The 16364-nt window shown below is 54.2% G+C and carries 14 protein-coding genes and 1 tRNA gene; 2 read left to right on the top strand and 13 right to left on the bottom strand.

What is annotated here, in order from left to right; all coding sequences use genetic code 11:
- Positions 1 to 725: 725 nt before the first annotated feature.
- The 13 genes from L215_RS0102425 to L215_RS0102365 form a co-directional block, all read right to left on the bottom strand.
- Positions 726 to 2777 carry a putative porin gene (locus L215_RS0102425; RefSeq protein WP_025883896.1) on the bottom strand — a complete coding sequence of 684 codons (2052 nt, stop codon included), beginning with the start codon at positions 2775 to 2777 and terminating at the stop codon, positions 726 to 728.
- Positions 2774 to 3241, bottom strand: coding sequence for a Rieske (2Fe-2S) protein (locus tag L215_RS0102420; RefSeq protein WP_025883898.1), 468 nt, complete (start codon positions 3239 to 3241; stop codon positions 2774 to 2776). The genes L215_RS0102425 and L215_RS0102420 overlap by 4 nt, the downstream gene beginning before the upstream one ends.
- A gap of 24 nt (positions 3242 to 3265) precedes the next feature.
- Positions 3266 to 3688 (bottom strand): SRPBCC family protein, encoded by a 423-nt coding sequence (locus tag L215_RS0102415; protein ID WP_025883899.1) that lies wholly within the window; start codon positions 3686 to 3688, stop codon positions 3266 to 3268.
- A gap of 33 nt (positions 3689 to 3721) precedes the next feature.
- Positions 3722 to 4378 carry an orotate phosphoribosyltransferase gene (pyrE, locus tag L215_RS0102410; protein ID WP_007364977.1) on the bottom strand — a complete coding sequence of 219 codons (657 nt, stop codon included), beginning with the start codon at positions 4376 to 4378 and terminating at the stop codon, positions 3722 to 3724.
- Positions 4379 to 4634: 256 nt separating this feature from the next.
- Complete coding sequence (gene secDF, locus L215_RS0102405; protein WP_025883901.1) at positions 4635 to 7565, bottom strand: protein translocase subunit SecDF; 2931 nt, start codon at positions 7563 to 7565, stop codon at positions 4635 to 4637.
- Positions 7566 to 7773: 208 nt separating this feature from the next.
- Positions 7774 to 8091 carry a helix-turn-helix transcriptional regulator gene (locus L215_RS0102400; RefSeq protein WP_007364985.1) on the bottom strand — a complete coding sequence of 106 codons (318 nt, stop codon included), beginning with the start codon at positions 8089 to 8091 and terminating at the stop codon, positions 7774 to 7776.
- On the bottom strand, positions 8084 to 8404 hold the full coding sequence (locus tag L215_RS0102395; protein ID WP_007364970.1) for a type II toxin-antitoxin system RelE/ParE family toxin: 321 nt from the start codon (positions 8402 to 8404) through the stop codon (positions 8084 to 8086). The genes L215_RS0102400 and L215_RS0102395 overlap by 8 nt, the downstream gene beginning before the upstream one ends.
- A 216-nt stretch (positions 8405 to 8620) precedes the next feature.
- On the bottom strand, positions 8621 to 9016 hold the full coding sequence (locus L215_RS0102390) for a hypothetical protein (RefSeq protein WP_025883902.1): 396 nt from the start codon (positions 9014 to 9016) through the stop codon (positions 8621 to 8623).
- An 82-nt stretch (positions 9017 to 9098) separates the two neighbouring features.
- On the bottom strand, positions 9099 to 9491 hold the full coding sequence (locus L215_RS0102385; RefSeq protein ID WP_027451284.1) for an SIMPL domain-containing protein: 393 nt from the start codon (positions 9489 to 9491) through the stop codon (positions 9099 to 9101).
- A 160-nt stretch (positions 9492 to 9651) separates the two neighbouring features.
- Positions 9652 to 9724 (bottom strand) — tRNA-Gly (locus L215_RS0102380).
- A 575-nt stretch (positions 9725 to 10299) separates the two neighbouring features.
- Positions 10300 to 10857 (bottom strand): Fe-S-containing hydro-lyase, encoded by a 558-nt coding sequence (locus L215_RS0102375; RefSeq protein ID WP_025883904.1) that lies wholly within the window; start codon positions 10855 to 10857, stop codon positions 10300 to 10302.
- An 11-nt stretch (positions 10858 to 10868) separates the two neighbouring features.
- Positions 10869 to 11711, bottom strand: a complete 843-nt coding sequence (locus tag L215_RS0102370) for a fumarate hydratase (RefSeq protein WP_007364869.1) — start codon at positions 11709 to 11711, stop codon at positions 10869 to 10871.
- A 36-nt stretch (positions 11712 to 11747) separates the two neighbouring features.
- On the bottom strand, positions 11748 to 14123 hold the full coding sequence (locus L215_RS0102365; RefSeq protein ID WP_025883908.1) for a trypsin-like peptidase domain-containing protein: 2376 nt from the start codon (positions 14121 to 14123) through the stop codon (positions 11748 to 11750).
- A 481-nt stretch (positions 14124 to 14604) separates the two neighbouring features.
- On the opposite strand from L215_RS0102365, the gene L215_RS0102355 reads away from it, so the two are divergent.
- Positions 14605 to 15873, top strand: coding sequence for a DUF2027 domain-containing protein (locus tag L215_RS0102355; RefSeq protein WP_027451283.1), 1269 nt, complete (start codon positions 14605 to 14607; stop codon positions 15871 to 15873).
- A 12-nt stretch (positions 15874 to 15885) separates the two neighbouring features.
- Positions 15886 to 16359, top strand: coding sequence for a CYTH domain-containing protein (locus L215_RS0102350; protein WP_025883717.1), 474 nt, complete (start codon positions 15886 to 15888; stop codon positions 16357 to 16359).
- The last annotated feature ends 5 nt before the right edge of the window (positions 16360 to 16364 follow it).

Here is a 16364-nt window from a genome sequence, read left to right as displayed (position 1 = left end):
CAATCCGCTCTTTTTGAGGTAGAGCAACACCTTCATTTTGTCTGTTTGCATACGCTTCTGTTTTTATGGGCAAAGTTACCCGTTACCGAAGCGTTCTCAGCTATGCAAAGCGTTGTATATCAGAGCAGCAGCACCGGAGTTGCAGAGAGTTCACTTACCGAATACTCTTCCGTCAGTTACCTGCTCCTACCTCTTCGTTACCATTCGGAGAATGGGCTAACGATTTGGTAACGGAACTTCTGCACAAATCCACGCTTTCTGCACTTTTACCCTCTGCGTAGAACATGGAGAAACACTGCAAATCCCTCTCATTTCCATTTACTTACCCACAATCCTCTTCCTAATGCCCTTCCCCCTAATAGTTCCTCCCTTAGAACTCGAAAGTTCCTCTCTTGGAACTAAAAAGTTCCAAAGACGGAACCAATTTTGGAACTCGTATGTACTAGAAAGAGAGCACGATAGCAAGCTTGTTACAGTATCAATCCGAGATGTGTAGCCCTTTGTAGGGACGCACGGTCGTGCGTCCGTTGTGTCAAAGGTTACAGCGTCGTGATTTTAACGGGGACGGACGCACAGATCGTGCGTCCCTACAAAGGGCTACACGTCAATGAGGACTACACGTCTCGCTTTGACACAACGGACGCACGACCGTGCGTCCCTACAAATCGTTACCCGTCAGTCCGTTATACATTACGGCTGATTCGGGGACGGACGCACCCAGCGTACTACTTATTTAAGTCGAGGGAGATGCCGAGGCGGATGACGGGCGGATTGATCGGGTAGTGCGCCGCGGAGAAGCGCTCCGAGGGTGAGATAAAGAGGTCGCCGAGGTTGTAGTACTCGACAAAGAAGCGAGCCCGCTTGAGCTGAAAGCTGACGAAAGCGTTTAGATGGGGGAAGTTGCCATACTTCGTCTCCGTCTGATTGACAAACTGCATGACCGCTGGCTCGTAGTAAGGTGCATAGTATAGCGTGTGCCAGCGACAGTCTACGCCGAGCATGATGCGCAGGACACGAGCGTAGAAGAAGTCTGTGTAGAGCGACCCATATAGGCTCAGCGTCGGCAGAGGCATCACCTCCTGACGTGTGGAGAGCTGGTAGAGGGCTTGCAGTCTCCAGGCGAGCCAACCCCACTTATAGCCATGCAGCAGTCTTGCCGAGAGGATCTGTATCGGGTCGGCGCATTGCTGGACGATCCCTTGCGAAGTCCAGTAGAGCTGGTTCTGCAGCGTAGCTGTCTCGACGCTTAGCGAGGTGCCCAGCTTGTCGAGCGTGAGTCGCCCTCCGAAGGCTAGCCGGCGCTCATAGCCGAAGTCCACGTCCCAGCGGTGGAAGGTGCCGTGGAAGTGCCGTATAAAGTAGTCCGGACGGCGGTTCTCAAAGTTGCCCCACGCACGCAACCCCACGGGGAAGCTCCAGAGACGAAACGACGTGCTGATACCGCCTTGCGCCAGTATGGATCCGATGTTTTCGCCTAGGAGGGTACTCTCGAGCTGCGCATCGAAGTTGAGCAAGTGTCCCGAGGTACGCGCTATACGTCCGCCCACGACGACATCCATGGTGCTGTGCCCAGCTCGCTCCCGATAGAGCGAGTCGGGGGTGTAGTAGTATTTGTTTTCCAGCCGCACATACGCCTCTAGGCCAAACTTAACCCATGATCTGAAACCCTCACGGAGCGAGAGGACGAAGCTATTGTCCAGCTGCCACCGTCGTGTACTATCTTCGGGCAAGACGTAGAGCGAGTCGAGCGCCCCCGAGGGGCCTTTGTGCATATAGGCGTAGTGGTTGGGGTAGTGCTCCCAGGTAGCTTGGTTGCGGTTCACATATTGATGCACGCCCTGCCTGAAGCTCAAGATATGCCCCACACTGGCTATTGGCACGAAGCGCGTTGTGTCGGCATCGGTGCGACGCTCGCCAAAGATCGTCAGCGTGTCACTAGCACTGCGCGGACGATAGGAGCCAAAGTTGTAGCGATGCGAGAGGAAGAAGTGGGCATCGTCGATACCGTTCCAGACACGCTCCGCCTGACGAACGGGTATCTCGTGGCTCTTCAGCGTACGCCGGCCAGAGTTGCCCCGTGTCGGGTCGTTGATATAACCATCCTCCATGATACCGCCATTCTCGGTAATGCGTGCGAAGTTGCCCCCGCCCGAGAGATACGCCTCGTAGCGATCCAGAGTCAGCGCAGCAAAGAGACGGTAGTCGCAGCTCTTCGTGCGGTTGCCTATGTAGTAGCCAGGAGAGTAGGTGTAGTTAAAGTCGGCACCCATCGCTAGGCGCTTGCTGAGGTTGAACGCTATCGTTCCGTCAAACTGCTCTTCCCGTCTCTGTGCATCTCCATTGCGCTGATAAAAGAGCTTGGAAAAAGGAGTCTTCGTACGGTAGAAAAGCTTATTAGACTCATCCCATACGAAGCCCGAGAGCGTCTGATCGAAGAGGAAGCGGTGCTGCGGGCGCAAGCGGTTGAAGTAGTCCATGTCAATCCACGGAGACCTCAAGTTGCCGAGGTAAGCCATCACGATGGAGCGGCTCTCCGCTTTCACCTGATCGTGAAAGAGCGTGCTCAGCGTGTCGGGACGTGACTCATAGAGCGCCCCCGTGTAGGGATTGATCAGAAAGCTGTGGAGCGTCTTGCCACGGTAGAGGAGCTCGTGGGGATCTTTGTCGAAGGCGGGTAGCGGCATGTCGTAGTCGTAGCGCGACTGCGCCCTGACGGCTGTCGCTAGGAGGCTCCACAGGCAGAGGAGGCAGAGTGCGTGTCGGACTAGCTTATTCATAGCTCAGGCGTTGTAATCAATAGTCCCCCATCGATGGGTAATACACGGTAAGGCAAGAGCGGACTCTGCGCAGGCCCTTGGACTGGCGTGCCTCCGCCATAGACGATGCTAAAGCGGCTGTGACACTTAGGGCAGACCGCCTCGAGCTTATCATTGACCATCAGAGAGTTCATCGGGTCCAGCTCCTTAGGACAGGCAAGGTCGTAAGCGTAGTAGTAATCGTCCGTGCCACTCCCAGCGAAGCCGTGAATGACCAAGATGCCTCCGAAGCCGACGGCTGAGGTTGCTGTCAAGGGCTTGGTGATGCGCATATAACCCGCAGGGGCTATGAGCGCTCGTCCATTAGTGGCGAAGTATAACTCATAGTGCACTGGACGCAGGGGCGTGGCGTACTGCACCTCGCCTTGACACCCCAGCAGTAGGAGCGTCATGAGCGATAAAAGCATGATGCGGGCACCCTTCATCCTTGTCTACGTTCTAGCTTTGGACTATGCGTCGTAGCGTATCTGCCCCAGCATATTGGCGATGTACTGGACCGCCTCCTCTAGGCGAGGCTGTACCATGCCAGCGATAAAGGGGTTGACCTTTGCCTCCATAGAGACGACCAAGGTGCTACCCTCGCTCTCCTGCGGGGTGAGCCGTATGGAGACCGTAGCGGGGAGCATGTCGTGCTCGATCTGATAGCGCACCTCCTCAGTGGGGATACGCTCGGAGACGACGAGCGCGAGGTCGGCCGAGAACTTCATCACCTGCGCTTGTATTTCGCAGCGGTCGCTACTGAGCGAGGAGACCTTGACCTGCTTTTCCTCTAGCAGCTGATGTAGCTCCTCTAGATTAGTCAGGTCGCTGATCTTACGATAGATCGCCTCACAACTATAAGTAGAGGCGACGGGTTGACTTTGTATCGTCATAGGAGTGCTCGTATAAGCTAATGTGTGGTAATGCTAGCGACCCCACTGGCTCGGGTTCTGTCGCCACTGAGCGAGCATCTCAAGATCGCTCTCAGAGACGTAACCGGCAGAGACGGCCTGGCGAATGACTTCGTTATAGTCGGTCAGAGTGCGCATCTCTACGCCTGCCTTGGCGAAGAGCTCCTCGGCCTCGGCAAAGCCGTGCGTATAGACCGCCATGAGTCCCTCGACCTGTGCGCCGGCTGCTTGCAGCGCTTCGACAGCCTTCATACTACTGCCACCCGTAGAGATCAGATCCTCGATGACTACGACACGAGCTCCCTCGGGTAGATAGCCCTCGATGAGGTTTTGCTTGCCATGATCCTTTGCGGAGGAGCGTACATAGACGAAGGGCAGTCCCAGCTCGTCTGCCACCAAAGCTCCCCACGAGATAGCCCCCGTGGCAACGCCAGCCACCACCTCAGCCTCGGGATAGAGGTCGCTCACCTGGAGGGCAAAGGCTTGCTTGATGTAGCTACGATGCTCGGGATAGGAGAGCGTCTTGCGGTTGTCACAATAGATGGGGCTAAGCCAACCAGAAGCCCAAGTAAAGGGCGCGTCTGGACGAAGCTCGACAGCCTGTATAGCGAGCAGTCGATGAGCTACCGACTGGGCGATAGAGAGCTTCTGAACTGAATCTTTTGAGGTCATAAGAGGATAAGTATCTTAGATATACCGCAAAGGTACGAATTTAGAGGTTAGATGTTAGAGATTAGAGGGGAGAAGTTAGAGATTAGAGGTTAGAGAGTAGAGTGGTTGGCATTTCTAGGCGGAGGAGCCTAGCTTCTCGGCAACTGCAGTGTTCCCCTGCCCTAGCGCCTCAACAAACAGGAGCCTATCCACACTTTGGTGAATAGGCTCCGACTTTATTTTTACTCTGCTCTGAGTAGAGAGCAAGTAGGTGTGCTTACTTCTTAGCTGCTGCGAGCTTCTTACGTTGCTGCTTATTGCGTACTAGGTAAGCGATAGGCGATGCGACGAAGAGCGTACAGAAGATACCGTAGACGATACCGATGAGTAGCGCAAAGGTAAAGCTACGCATAGAGGCTCCACCGAGTAGGAAGATGATGAAGACCACTAGGAAGGTTGAGAAGGAGGTCTGCACCGTACGAGCTAGCGTACTATTGAGTGCCTCATTCATCACAAGCTTCTCCTCACGGTTCGGATAGTTGTGTAGCGTCTCACGGACACGGTCGAAGACGACGACCACGTCGTTGATCGAGTATCCGATGATCGCCAGCAGCGCTGCGATAAAGTTCTGATCCAGCTCCATCGTAAAGGGCATGATCTGCCAGAGGAGTATGTAGCTCGCCACGATAAGTAGTGTGGTGGTAGCCACAGAGGCAAAGGCTCCTAGCGAGAAGGCCCAGTTGCGGAAGCGGAGCAAGATGTATAGTCCCATGAAGATCAGGGAGAGGACGACCGCTATGATAGCCTGACGAGAGATGTCCTTAGACATACTCGGGCTAACACGCTGTGAGCTGACGACATAGTTGTCGACAAACTGCTGCTGGGTCGTACCCTGTGGAAGGAACTTCTGGACTCCCTCGAAGACCTTACCGATGACGAGTAGCTCCTCGTCTTCGCTCTCCTGGGTCATGCCGATACCGTAGTTGGTCGAGATACGAACCTGGTTGCCCTCCGTACCGATAGAGGTGACAAGGACATGCTCCTCTAGAGGCTTCGTGAGAGCCTCACGCACCTCAGCCGAAGAGACGGGTTGCTCGAAGGCGACGATATAGTTGCGACCGCCGGAGAACTCGATACCTCTGTTGAGACCCCATACGAACGAGCCGATGAGTCCGAGCACTAGGATAGAGCCAAAGATGATAAAGCCCTTGTTGCGGTTCTCGAGGATTCGGTAGCTTGGGTTATTTAGCAGGTTGCGCGTGAGGATGGTCGTATAAGTAACCTTGTCCATGCGACCCTTCTTATCAAGCGCCTCAACGACGATACGCGTTAGGAAGACGGCGGTGATAAAGGAAGCGATGACACCGATGATGAGCGTCGTAGCGAAGCCACGGATAGGTCCAGTACCAAAGGCATAGAGCACACCACCCGTGATGACGGTCGTGAGGTTGGAGTCAAAGATTGCTGAGAAGGCGTTGCCATAACCGTCCTGGATAGCACGAGTCATAGACTTGCCAGCGCGTAGCTCCTCCTTGATACGCTCGAAGATCAGAATGTTTGCATCCACCGCCATACCGAGCGTCAGCACAAGTCCCGCAATACCGGACAAGGTCAAGACACTGTGGAAAGAGGCTAAGACACCGAGCGTGAAGAAGCTGTTGAGGATCAGAGCGCCATCGGCGATGAGACCTGGGATAAGGCCGTAAGCGAGGCACATGTAGATCATCAGTAGGATGATGGCTATTGCAAAGGAGATGATACCAGCCTGGATAGACTCGCTACCGAGGGTCGGTCCGACGACACTCTCCTGCTCGATCTCGACAGAAGCCTCCATACGTCCAGAGTTGAGGACGTTGGCAAGGTCGGTCGTCTCGTCAACAGTAAAGTTACCCGAGATCTCAGAGCGTCCGCCTGTAATCTCCGAATTGACATTAGGCGCAGAGTAGACGACACCATCGAGGACGATAGCGATGTTTCGACCAATGTTATCACCCGTCAGGCGAGCCCACTTGCGGGCACCCTCATCGTTCATAGTCATGGTGACGACGGGACGGTTCTGACCGAGGTCGTTACGCACCTCACTACGTGCAGTGGTGACCACCTCACCGCCTAGATCGGGGAGCGCATTGCGGTTACCACGGATAGCGTATAGCTCGTAGATGTCTGTCTCCTTGCCTGTCTGTGGATCCTTGATAGGCGAGTTGCCCCAGAGGAGCATCAGATCCTCACGGATCATCTTTTGCTTCTGAGCCTCCTCGAGCATCTCATCGATCTTGTCTAGATCAGCACGACGAGCGTAGCCAACGATGGTACCACGATTGGTGACGTTGAGCTTGCTAAAGAGTACATCCTCTACACCTCCTGTGGCGGGCTTCTGTACAGCTGTCGAGTCAGCTGCCGTAGCTGTCGAGTCAGCCGCCGTAGTAGTCGTGTCAGCAGGCGTTAGGTCCTTGCCGTTCGCCATAGCGGTGAGACGATTGTTAGCGTCAACGAGGTCGCTAGCGATCTCATCATAGGTATAGGTGCGCCAGAACTGTAGGTTCGCACTGCGCTGCAGTAGCTCACGAACACGCTGAGGCTCGGTGACACCTGGTAGCTCGACTAGGATACGTCCCTGCCCCTCGATGCGCTGTACGTTTGGAGCGACGACACCAAAGCGGTCGATACGAGTCTTGAGGACGTTGATAGCAGCATCGATAGCACTGCTGTACTTCTCCTGAAGCACCTTGATGACCTCCTGGTCGCTCGACTTAGGCGAGATGACATCACGGAGGGGACCATTGCTAAAGATGACAGCGAGCGACCCCGAGGGCTCGAGCTCTTTGTAAGCCTTGACGAAAGTCCCGACGAAGTCATTAGCGCCCTCCTTAGCAGCTCTATCGATAGCCTCGATGAAAGCTGGCGACTGGTTATGTCCTGAGAGGTTGCGCAGGAGGTCACGTCCGTTGACCTTGAGGACGACGTTCATACCGCCCTTGAGGTCTAGTCCGAGGCCTATCTGCTGGTTGCGGGCTTTCTTGAGCGTGTAGCCAAACCACACCTTCTCGTTGGCCATTGAGTCGAGATACGCTTTGCCATCCTCGCCAGCTGCGGTCATCGCCAGCGCCTTCTGATCGTAGTGCCTTACCACGGGGGTAAAGGAGATGTAGAAAGCGCAGATGATCGTCAGTAGAGCGGCGAAGAGGATCACAAATCCTTTGTTCTGCATGAGTATATTTGATATATCGTTATTATTTCACGTAGTCTAGATTGCCACAAAGTTACGCTAAAATATACTACTGACAAACAGATACCCCTCCGATTGTCCGAAAAAGTCCTCCCTTCCGACCCTCAAAAGCCCCCAAACGTGACTATAAATGGCTTCTCTCAGACCGCTACACTCGTTGCAGTCTCAACTAGAGCTATAGCTCTTGAGACTAAAGGGTAGATAGACTTATCTTTTCCAGTTGCAGGACAACCCGCTCACTCGCTCTCGCTTTATTCAGTCCATCCTGACTTTGGATGTTCATCAGCACATAGGCGGGTATGTCTAGCGCAGCCTCTATCAGGACAGCCATCTCTGGCGTCAAGGCTCGCTTTCCTTTGATTACATTATTCAAGATAGAGCGCTGTATTCCCGTAATATCCGACAGCTCACTCTGCTTCATATCACGGGCCTCCAGCTCATCGCGGATTACCTCTCCCACTTGAGTAGACTCAAAGGGGACGGCTTGATTCAAACTAAACTTAGCCATAGTGATGTGATATTTCAATTAGACATATCTCTGTGATAACTACACTGCCCTCCTGAGGGTAGCTCTTAAAGATCAGACGCCAAGTGTCATTACACCGAACTGACTCTTGCCCCTTACGATCTCCTACCAACCGCTCGTAGCGCAATCCATTGAACCGAAAGAGATCTTCGATCCGATTTACTGCTTTCATTATATCCACCGCCTTCTTGAACCCTTTGATCGCTTGTACTGGGACTTTCTTATACCGCTTGTCTGCGGTCTTACCTCTCAAATACAACTCTATCAAAGCTTCATCGTCAGTCGTTACATTCATAGATGTATGCCAGCTAGTGCACAGCAAAGATACAACAACTCCGGAAATTATCAATAACGATAATCACCTTCGTACCATTGTAGCTCACTGTGTCAGGAGACAAGACGAGATGTGGCAAGCCCTTAGTACTAAGCAGATAGACTTATCTTTTCCAATTGCAGGACAACACGCTCGCTTCCTCTCGATAGTCGCTCCTCAGATAGGCAGAGTGCAGGGCTAATCGTTTATACCCATTTGCTTCCTATCTCGATCTAGTGCCTTAGGGCATATCCAGTAGTAGATAGTAAGGTATACCCACGATATAGCAGCAATCGGGAAAAATATAATCCACAGATACCACGGTGGGGTGCTGTTGCTTAGCTCCTCGTAGTCTCCTTTCTTATCGATATGGCCGTGCCACTGCCCTTGCTTATCCCCTACTATTGTGTAGTAAATGTCTTCTCCCGGCTGGTGTAGCTCTTGAATCTTCTGAAATAGTTGTGCCTTCAGCTCGTCGAAATCCTCACCCTTTACCTCTGTCGCACTGACGACAGTGGCTCCGCGGCGCACAAAGCCGGTATATATCGTATTCTCTTGCTCGGGAAGTTTCTGTTGTCTTTTCTTCCTACACATCTTTTTTGGGGATTACTGCTCCGCTATGTTAGTGAAATGCTTTCATGCGAGAGGCAGGGGAGCCGCCTGCTCCTCGTAGCATTTAAGCTGTCGGGGGCGTGGATCCGTCGCCTCGCTTCTTCCAGTAGGCCTCTCGGTCTCGCTTGAGCTTGTTCGGGTTTATGAGATCATAGATAAACCAAAAGACGGGGGCCAATATAAAGCCAGGTATCATAAGTATCCACGCCCACCACGGTATGCGGTCGTTGTTGTTCTCATAGTAACCACCCTTTTTAGTCATACAGCCATGCCAGATACCATCTTTGTCGCCTTGTATCGTATACCACAGCTCTTCACTCTTGCCCGCTCTCTTGTCCTCAGCCTGTATAGCACGCATACGCTCTAGGAGCTCGCTCTTGACCTCTGCCAAGTCGGGCCCCTCTTCAATAGTGTCGGGGATCACGACAGCGCCACGTCTTACGAACCCTTTATACATCGTATTTGCGGAGAGGTGCTTCTGTTGTCTTTTCCTTCTACACATGTTTTTGGGGATTGTTGCTCCGCTAAGTTAGTAAAATGTTTAATGCCGAAGGTGGCTCCCTAAACACAAAAACAGAGCGACACGTGCCGCTCTGTTAATCGTTTTATCTACCTTGAGCGGAAAACGAGGCTCGAACTCGCGACCCTCAGCTTGGGAAGCTGATGCTCTACCAACTGAGCTATTTCCGCATGATACCTCCTCGGGTTGCTACCGTGCAACTAAGATAGCGTAGTCACAAGCACCCCTTTGGATTGTGGAAGCAAAGGTACAATAAATTTCGAAACCGTGTGCGCTGCAGATCGCTCTCCCCAGAGCTGACGCATGATAACCAGCCGTCGAGGAGCTGCACATGACGATAACCAGGAATACACGGTTTGGACATCACTACAGAGTGGCTACGGGACCTCACTGATTACACCTTCCTCTCGAAGAATGGAATTCCTACCTAGGAATTTGCCAAATAGCTACCTAGGAATTCCCCCAATTCCTACCTAGGAAATCAAAAATACTTCGGAGGAATCAAATGAAACTTCGGAGGAATCAAATGAAACTTCGGAGGAATCAAAAAATAAGTCCGAAGAATTTGCCCATTTCCTAGGTAGAAATTTGGTGATTTCCTAGGTAGGAAATGAAACGAGCTCATTTTTATCATGCGTCAGCCCTGACGGTCTCCCAAGTCGAAATGCGATGAGCCTACCGAATGAGGGGCAGAGGCTCCACTCATTCGACAGGCTCATACTAAGCGTGCGGCGTAGCTTAGGTGCTAGCGACGGGTGTACTGCGAGCGACCGAGCGAGTAGACGTCTCCTCCGAGACAGTCTACGGCGACGATGACCGGGAGCTCCTCGACACGTAGCTTGCGGATCGCCTCGGGCCCTAGGTCGTCGAAGGCGATCACCTCAGCCTCCTTGACACACTTGCCCATCAGAGCGGCTGCCCCACCGATAGCGGCAAAGTAAACGCCCTTGTATTGCTTGATCGCGTCAACGACCTCGGGGCTACGCAAGCCCTTGCCGATCATCACACGCAAGCCGTGCGCTATGAGCGTGGGCGAATAGGCATCCATACGTCCTCCCGTGGTGGGGCCGACGGAGCCGATGGGCTGTCCAGGCTTAGCTGGGCAAGGACCCGCATAGTAAACGACCTGCCCCTCAAAGTCAAAGGGCATCTCCTCGCCTCGCTTGAGCATCTCGACAAGACGCAGATGCGCTGCGTCACGTGCTGTGTATATAGTCCCCGAGATGTAGCACATATCTCCCGCTCTGAGCGGAGTAATCATCTCTGTCGTAAAGGGGGCTCTGAGTATCTTCTTCTCTTCCATGTCTCTATATATTATAGTGTACCCTCAGCGTGACGTGTGGCGTGGCAACTGATATTGACCGCTACGGGCAGCCCAGCAATGTGTGTCGCACCCGTATTGATAGCGACGGCTAGGGCTGTGGTGTCTCCACCGAAGCCAGCTGGACCGATGCCCATCTTATTGATCTCTTGGAGTAGCTCCTCCTCGATCTCAGCCACGGCAGGATCAGGATGACGCTCACCGATAGGACGTAGCAGAGCGCGCTTAGCTAGCTCAGCCGACCGCTCCATCGTACCACCGATGCCGATGCCGACGATGATCGGTGGACAAGGATTGCCCCCAGCGTGCGAGATGGTGTCGAGAACAAACTGCTTGATGCCTGCTACACCTTGGCTAGGCGTGAGCATCGAGAGAGCGCTCTTGTTTTCACTGCCAAAGCCCTTGGGAGCTACGGTGATGTGCATTTGATCTCCCGGCACGATGCGGTAGTGGATGACGGCTGGCGTGTTGTCGCCAGTGTTGTGTCGATGTATCGGATCGCTCACGACGGACTTGCGCAGGTAGCCGTGGGTGTAGCCTCTGCGGACGCCCTCGTTGATGGCGTCTTCGATCAGATCACCCTCGACGTGCAGATCCTGTCCCATATCGACGAAGATGACGGTCATACCCGTATCTTGGCACATGGGAGCACGTTCGCTGCGCGCTATGTGGACGTTTTCGATGATCGTGTTCAGTACGTTTCGTGCTAAAGGCGAGCGATCCTGCTTGGCACCCTGCTGCATGGCAGCCTCGATGTCGGGCGAAAGGTTGACACAAGCCTCTATGCAAAGCTTCTCCACCAAGTCTGTGATGGCTGTAGAGGATATTGTACGCATATATTAAGTGTGTAAGTAAACTGTCTAGTTAAGTGGTTATGGGCAAATGAGCTTACAGCTGTACCGCTGGCCGGCACCTGTAAGACGGACGAAGTAAATGCCAGACTGCAAGGCGTAGTCGGCAAGGGATAGCGATGTGTGAGACATCGTCAGTGGATACGACAATAGGCGCTCCCCAGTGCTTGCGAAGAGCTCTAGCTCTGCAGAAGCATCTCCTGCGAGCCACGCCTCTGGTAATAGCAGGTATAAGCGCTCCCCAGCGAGGATGACGCGAGGCGTATCTGTAGACTTCAGATCGGATGTCCCACCCTCCTTGAGATGTCCCGCCACGATAGGATCTATCCAGTAGTGCCCCAGGTAAGGCGCTCCGCCTAGCTGTGCTGGCTCCCAGTTAGAGCCGACGAGATGCCACGCATAGGGAGTGTCGTGTGGCTGGGCTTTGCTTAGTAGTAAAGGCAACGACAGGGGCTCTCCAGCAAGCCCTTCAAGAGCTATGTAGTAAGAGCCTGAGGAGAGCTTCAGGGGCTCCCCTTCTTTCGCTGGGAAGAAGGCTTGGAAAGCATCCGAGAGTGTTCGTTGCTGCGGACTTTGTCCCGCATCATTTACTAATAGATACGAAGGCCTGGGCAACGTCTGCTCGTAGAGCTTCTTGCCAGGCTTGCCACCCTCGTCGCCATATATAGCGAGCGTCACGGGTGTCCACTCCTGCATAGCGCCTAGGACCAGCACAGAGCCTAGATACTGCACGGAGGTGTCAATGTCGTAGCGCACTGCGACTCCACCGATCGTGGCGTCGTCCCTGCGTATCAGCACGCTGTCACGCATCAGACTGTAGAGCTGATGCGAGAGGCGCACAGGAGGATTTGTAGCAAAAGGATTGAGTCCCTCTAGTATTGTTTGGTCACTCGTTGGAGCTAGGTGAGGCTTCAGACACTTATCATCGGGGTAGCCCGTGAAGACTTCGCTCAGAGCGTAGTAATAGTCGTTGTACGGAGAGTTGCAAAAAGAGCTTCCTCCCGTGAGTGCCCCGATGAGGTGATGATTCTTGTCAAAGAGTCCCGACCCCGAGGAGCCACCCGCTGTCGTCCCGAGATCCCACTTCTTAATGTGTAGATGCGAATTGACCCATCGGACTGGCACAGTAGACATGTCGTAGCTCTCTAGCGGAGGCTTCTCGTCAGCTCTGTTGTAACGACGTACAGAGGCTTTCGGATGGTGTATGCCGATGACAGGCACAGGGAAGTCACGCTCCACATTCCACCCAGCGAAGTAGGGTCTGTAGCTGGGCGGTATAGCACATTGTCCCTGTGGCACATCGGGCTTAACGCCTGTGATGCGGAGCAGGCACATATCGTGCTCCTCATTGAAGGCGACCAGCTCGGCACCCGCTAGCGTCTGCTCCTCGATACCATTGAGGAGCGGGTCACCCGTAGGGCTAAAGTAGTTGAAGTAAAAGACCGTCTGCTCTGCACTCTGACGCACATAGTCGAGAGATCTATTCTTATAGCTGTTGTTGAGACAGTGTGCTGCGGTTAGGACGAGCGCATCGCCATCTTGGCGACTATTGTTGATGAGTGTGCCTGACGAAAAGGAGTGACCCCGCACCACCAGCAAGAGTTCGCTACGAGCGATGCGACTCACCTCTGGGTGTCGCACCGTAGCCTCTGCACACTCCAGCCCCTTAACGACAAACCACGGAGAGCCACCAGCCCCGCTATGATTACCGTTTGGGAGCGGTAGCTCCTCCCCGATGGTAGAGAGTAGCGCCGTCGTGATCCCCTCTAGTCGCCACGGGAGCGACTCCCCTTGACTAGAAGCAGGATAGTAATATATGGTCAAGCGCTCGCCGTAGAGTGGCGCGGTCGTAAGGCTATGGGAGGCGACATTGTTTGCCTCGGTAAAAGCGCCTCGCACCTCGCCCGCCTCATTTGCAATGATAAGCATATCGCCACGGCTCAGCTGGTAGTCGCCAAAGTACAGCGTATTCCAGCCCGCCTCCTCAAGCTGCAAGGCTCCTCGCCAAGCTCGCTCGCCCGAAGCAGTCGTGATCCAGTCACCCCACAGCTGGCTCTCGGGTAGCTGGCGGTACTCCACGGCGGGTAGCTCTAGGAGTCGTAGCCCCGATGAAGCCGTCTCCTCTTGCTGTCGCGACGAACTCGCCTGTTCCGTACGGGAGACCGCATGTAGCGGGTAAGCCCCCTGGCCATTACGTAGCGTAGCGTGACGCTCGCTCAGATCCGTCGCTATAGTCGCGGGGATCGGCGTCGCAAGCTGAGCCACAGCAGGCAGAGCCAGCAGGAGCACAACGAGCGAGAGGCACGCGCACCTGCCATAGGACAGGAAGCCCACACGGGAGCGCATCGTAAGACGGCGCAAAGCCGTCGTCAGCAGAGCCATATCGAGTCTATTCATAGGGATAGTCCGAGAGATATTCTCCCAAAGGTACGAATAAACTCAAACAAGCAGAAGCTTTCTGTAACCCCTTAAAAACCCTTGAGCTGTGAGTCATCATAGAGCAGGGCGCTCGTATCAGCTGTTTGTATCGTGCTGAATTCGTTATACGAGACTGTTGCATAAAGGCGAATCGCTGCGTTGCTTTCGGGATTCGGCTTCGGTCACATACGTAGGTATGCTCCCTTCAGACCTCACCCTCAGCGCCTTGCGCTTCATCCTTTCTGCAAAGTCTAGACAATCTTGCAAGCAAGATTGTGAGACTGTTGACTTTTGCAACAGTCTCTATACATACAAGTTCCAAAAACAGTTCCCCTCTTGGAACTTTTTAGTTCCAACGGAGGAACTTTTCGATTCCACGGAGGAAATGGATTTCTCGAGAGACGAAGAGGTGGGCGATTGCGCTATTTTTGGTATCTTCGCATAGAAATAGAAATCAGCAATGGCACAGAATATAAAAGTAGGAGACACCATCCGCTATCTCAACGCATCAGGCGGTGGTGTCGTCAAGCGCATAGAGCGTGGCGTGGCATGGGTCGAGGGCCCCGACGGCTTCGAGCTACCCACACCGATACATGAATGCGTGGTGGTGGACAGCCGGGACACCTTCGTACCAGCTTACAAACCTCCCGTAGTGAAGCGACAAGAGCCAGTAGCGCAACAACCGCAACTAGACAAGAGCAAGGCGCCTGCTGCGACACCCACTACCCCTGAGGTGGTCGAGGATGCCGAGCAGGATTTGAGCTTCGTAGCACCCCTCTCCAAGGGTCCCTGGTTTGACCGCTCGGGAGGCGAGCAGCTACAGGTGCATGTCGCCTATCTACCCGTATCGTACGAGCACTTCGGACAGTCGCCTTACGAAACTTATCTGATCAACGAGAGCAACTACCACCTCCTCTTCACCTACAGCACGACAACCTCCGCGGGGGGCTACAAACTTCGCTCGGCGGGTGTCCTAGAGCCGGATATGCGGGTGCTGGTCGAGGAGTTTGACGCGTCGGAGATCAACGATCACGCCGTCTCACACTTCCAGTTTATCGCCTACAAGCCCGAGCGTACCTATCGCTCCATGCCCCCCGTAGAGCGTCAGGTGCGGATGGATGTGGTCAAGCTGGCGAAGCGCCACTCCTTCCGTGAGAACCCCTTCTTTGATGAGGATGCGCTTGTCATTCCAGTCTTGGAGGCGTACGATGGCTCTCAGCAAGCTCCCGCAGAGGAGCCACAGCCAGCGCCCAGTCGTTCGGGAGCATTGCCACAGCGTGCGATCGAGCAGACAAAGGCTACAACGGCACCACAAAAGGGACCTCAGAAGGGGGCTCAGAAAGCTTCCCAAAAGCCACCTAAGCAGAGCGCTCCTCAGCCTCATCCTGAGCGTAAGCAACCTGAACCTACAGCGGCTCCACAGCCTGCGCCCGCAGCTCCCGAGCAAACCATCGAGAAGGTAGGACTGGAGGCAGAGCGTATCCTCCCAAACGCTACGGGGATGACTCCGCACGAGGTGCTACTCTATCAGCTGAAGAACTTTCGCCGTGAGCTGGACAAGCGTCTGGAGCGTCGCGGCAGTAAGGTGATCTTCATCCATGGCGCTGGGCAGGGTGTCCTTCATCAGCTCATCATCAACCGCATCGAGCAGGACTACCCGATGGTACAGTATCGAGATGTCACGTTTGATGGCTTCCCGATGGGCGCTATTGAGGTGACGATATCGTAGCTTTTACCCCCAATGCTAGAGATCGAGCGCAAGTACCTCGTCTGTCGTGACGACTACCTCCGAGAGGCGTCTCACCGCCACCATATCCGCCAGGGCTACCTGACGGTAGATGAGCGGGTAACTGTGCGGGTGCGCATCATCGACGAAGAGGCACGACTCACTATCAAGGGGGGCTCATCCGCCGACGGGCTCATCCGCTCTGAGTGGGAGTACCCGATCCCCTTCGCTGATGCGGAGGCGATGCTACGCCAGTGCGCTAGCAGTTGCCTAGAGAAAGTGCGCTACTACGTACCTTACGAGGGCTTCGTATGGGAGGTGGATCGCTTCGGCGGGCGGCTAGAAGGCTTGGTCATGGCAGAGGTGGAACTGACGAGCCCGACAGATTGCCCAGCATTGCCCTCTTGGCTGGGGCGTGAGGTGACGGGTGACATCCGCTACTATAACGCTATGCTAGCGCAAGAGCAAGCGCCACCACCAACTACCTAAGAGAA

It is taken from the genome of Porphyromonas uenonis DSM 23387 = JCM 13868 (genome assembly GCF_000482365.1).
In the GTDB taxonomy this organism is placed as follows: Bacteria; Bacteroidota; Bacteroidia; order Bacteroidales; family Porphyromonadaceae; genus Porphyromonas; species Porphyromonas uenonis.
Note: the sequence above shows the minus strand (reverse complement) of the source record. Positions and strands in the feature narration are given on the sequence as shown.

What these genes read in the sequence shown, in the direction of transcription:
- L215_RS0102425 (WP_025883896.1), bottom strand. Translation starts at nt 2,777, where the DNA reads ATGAATAAGCTAGTCCGACACGCACTCTGCCTCCTCTGCCTGTGGAGC.
- L215_RS0102420 (WP_025883898.1), bottom strand. Translation starts at nt 3,241, where the DNA reads ATGAAGGGTGCCCGCATCATGCTTTTATCGCTCATGACGCTCCTACTG.
- L215_RS0102415 (WP_025883899.1), bottom strand. Translation starts at nt 3,688, where the DNA reads ATGACGATACAAAGTCAACCCGTCGCCTCTACTTATAGTTGTGAGGCG.
- pyrE (WP_007364977.1), bottom strand. Translation starts at nt 4,378, where the DNA reads ATGACCTCAAAAGATTCAGTTCAGAAGCTCTCTATCGCCCAGTCGGTA.
- secDF (WP_025883901.1), bottom strand. Translation starts at nt 7,565, where the DNA reads ATGCAGAACAAAGGATTTGTGATCCTCTTCGCCGCTCTACTGACGATC.
- L215_RS0102400 (WP_007364985.1), bottom strand. Translation starts at nt 8,091, where the DNA reads ATGGCTAAGTTTAGTTTGAATCAAGCCGTCCCCTTTGAGTCTACTCAA.
- L215_RS0102395 (WP_007364970.1), bottom strand. Translation starts at nt 8,404, where the DNA reads ATGAATGTAACGACTGACGATGAAGCTTTGATAGAGTTGTATTTGAGA.
- L215_RS0102390 (WP_025883902.1), bottom strand. Translation starts at nt 9,016, where the DNA reads ATGTGTAGGAAGAAAAGACAACAGAAACTTCCCGAGCAAGAGAATACG.
- L215_RS0102385 (WP_027451284.1), bottom strand. Translation starts at nt 9,491, where the DNA reads ATGTATAAAGGGTTCGTAAGACGTGGCGCTGTCGTGATCCCCGACACT.
- L215_RS0102375 (WP_025883904.1), bottom strand. Translation starts at nt 10,857, where the DNA reads ATGGAAGAGAAGAAGATACTCAGAGCCCCCTTTACGACAGAGATGATT.
- L215_RS0102370 (WP_007364869.1), bottom strand. Translation starts at nt 11,711, where the DNA reads ATGCGTACAATATCCTCTACAGCCATCACAGACTTGGTGGAGAAGCTT.
- L215_RS0102365 (WP_025883908.1), bottom strand. Translation starts at nt 14,123, where the DNA reads ATGAATAGACTCGATATGGCTCTGCTGACGACGGCTTTGCGCCGTCTT.
- L215_RS0102355 (WP_027451283.1), top strand. Translation starts at nt 14,605, where the DNA reads ATGGCACAGAATATAAAAGTAGGAGACACCATCCGCTATCTCAACGCA.
- L215_RS0102350 (WP_025883717.1), top strand. Translation starts at nt 15,886, where the DNA reads ATGCTAGAGATCGAGCGCAAGTACCTCGTCTGTCGTGACGACTACCTC.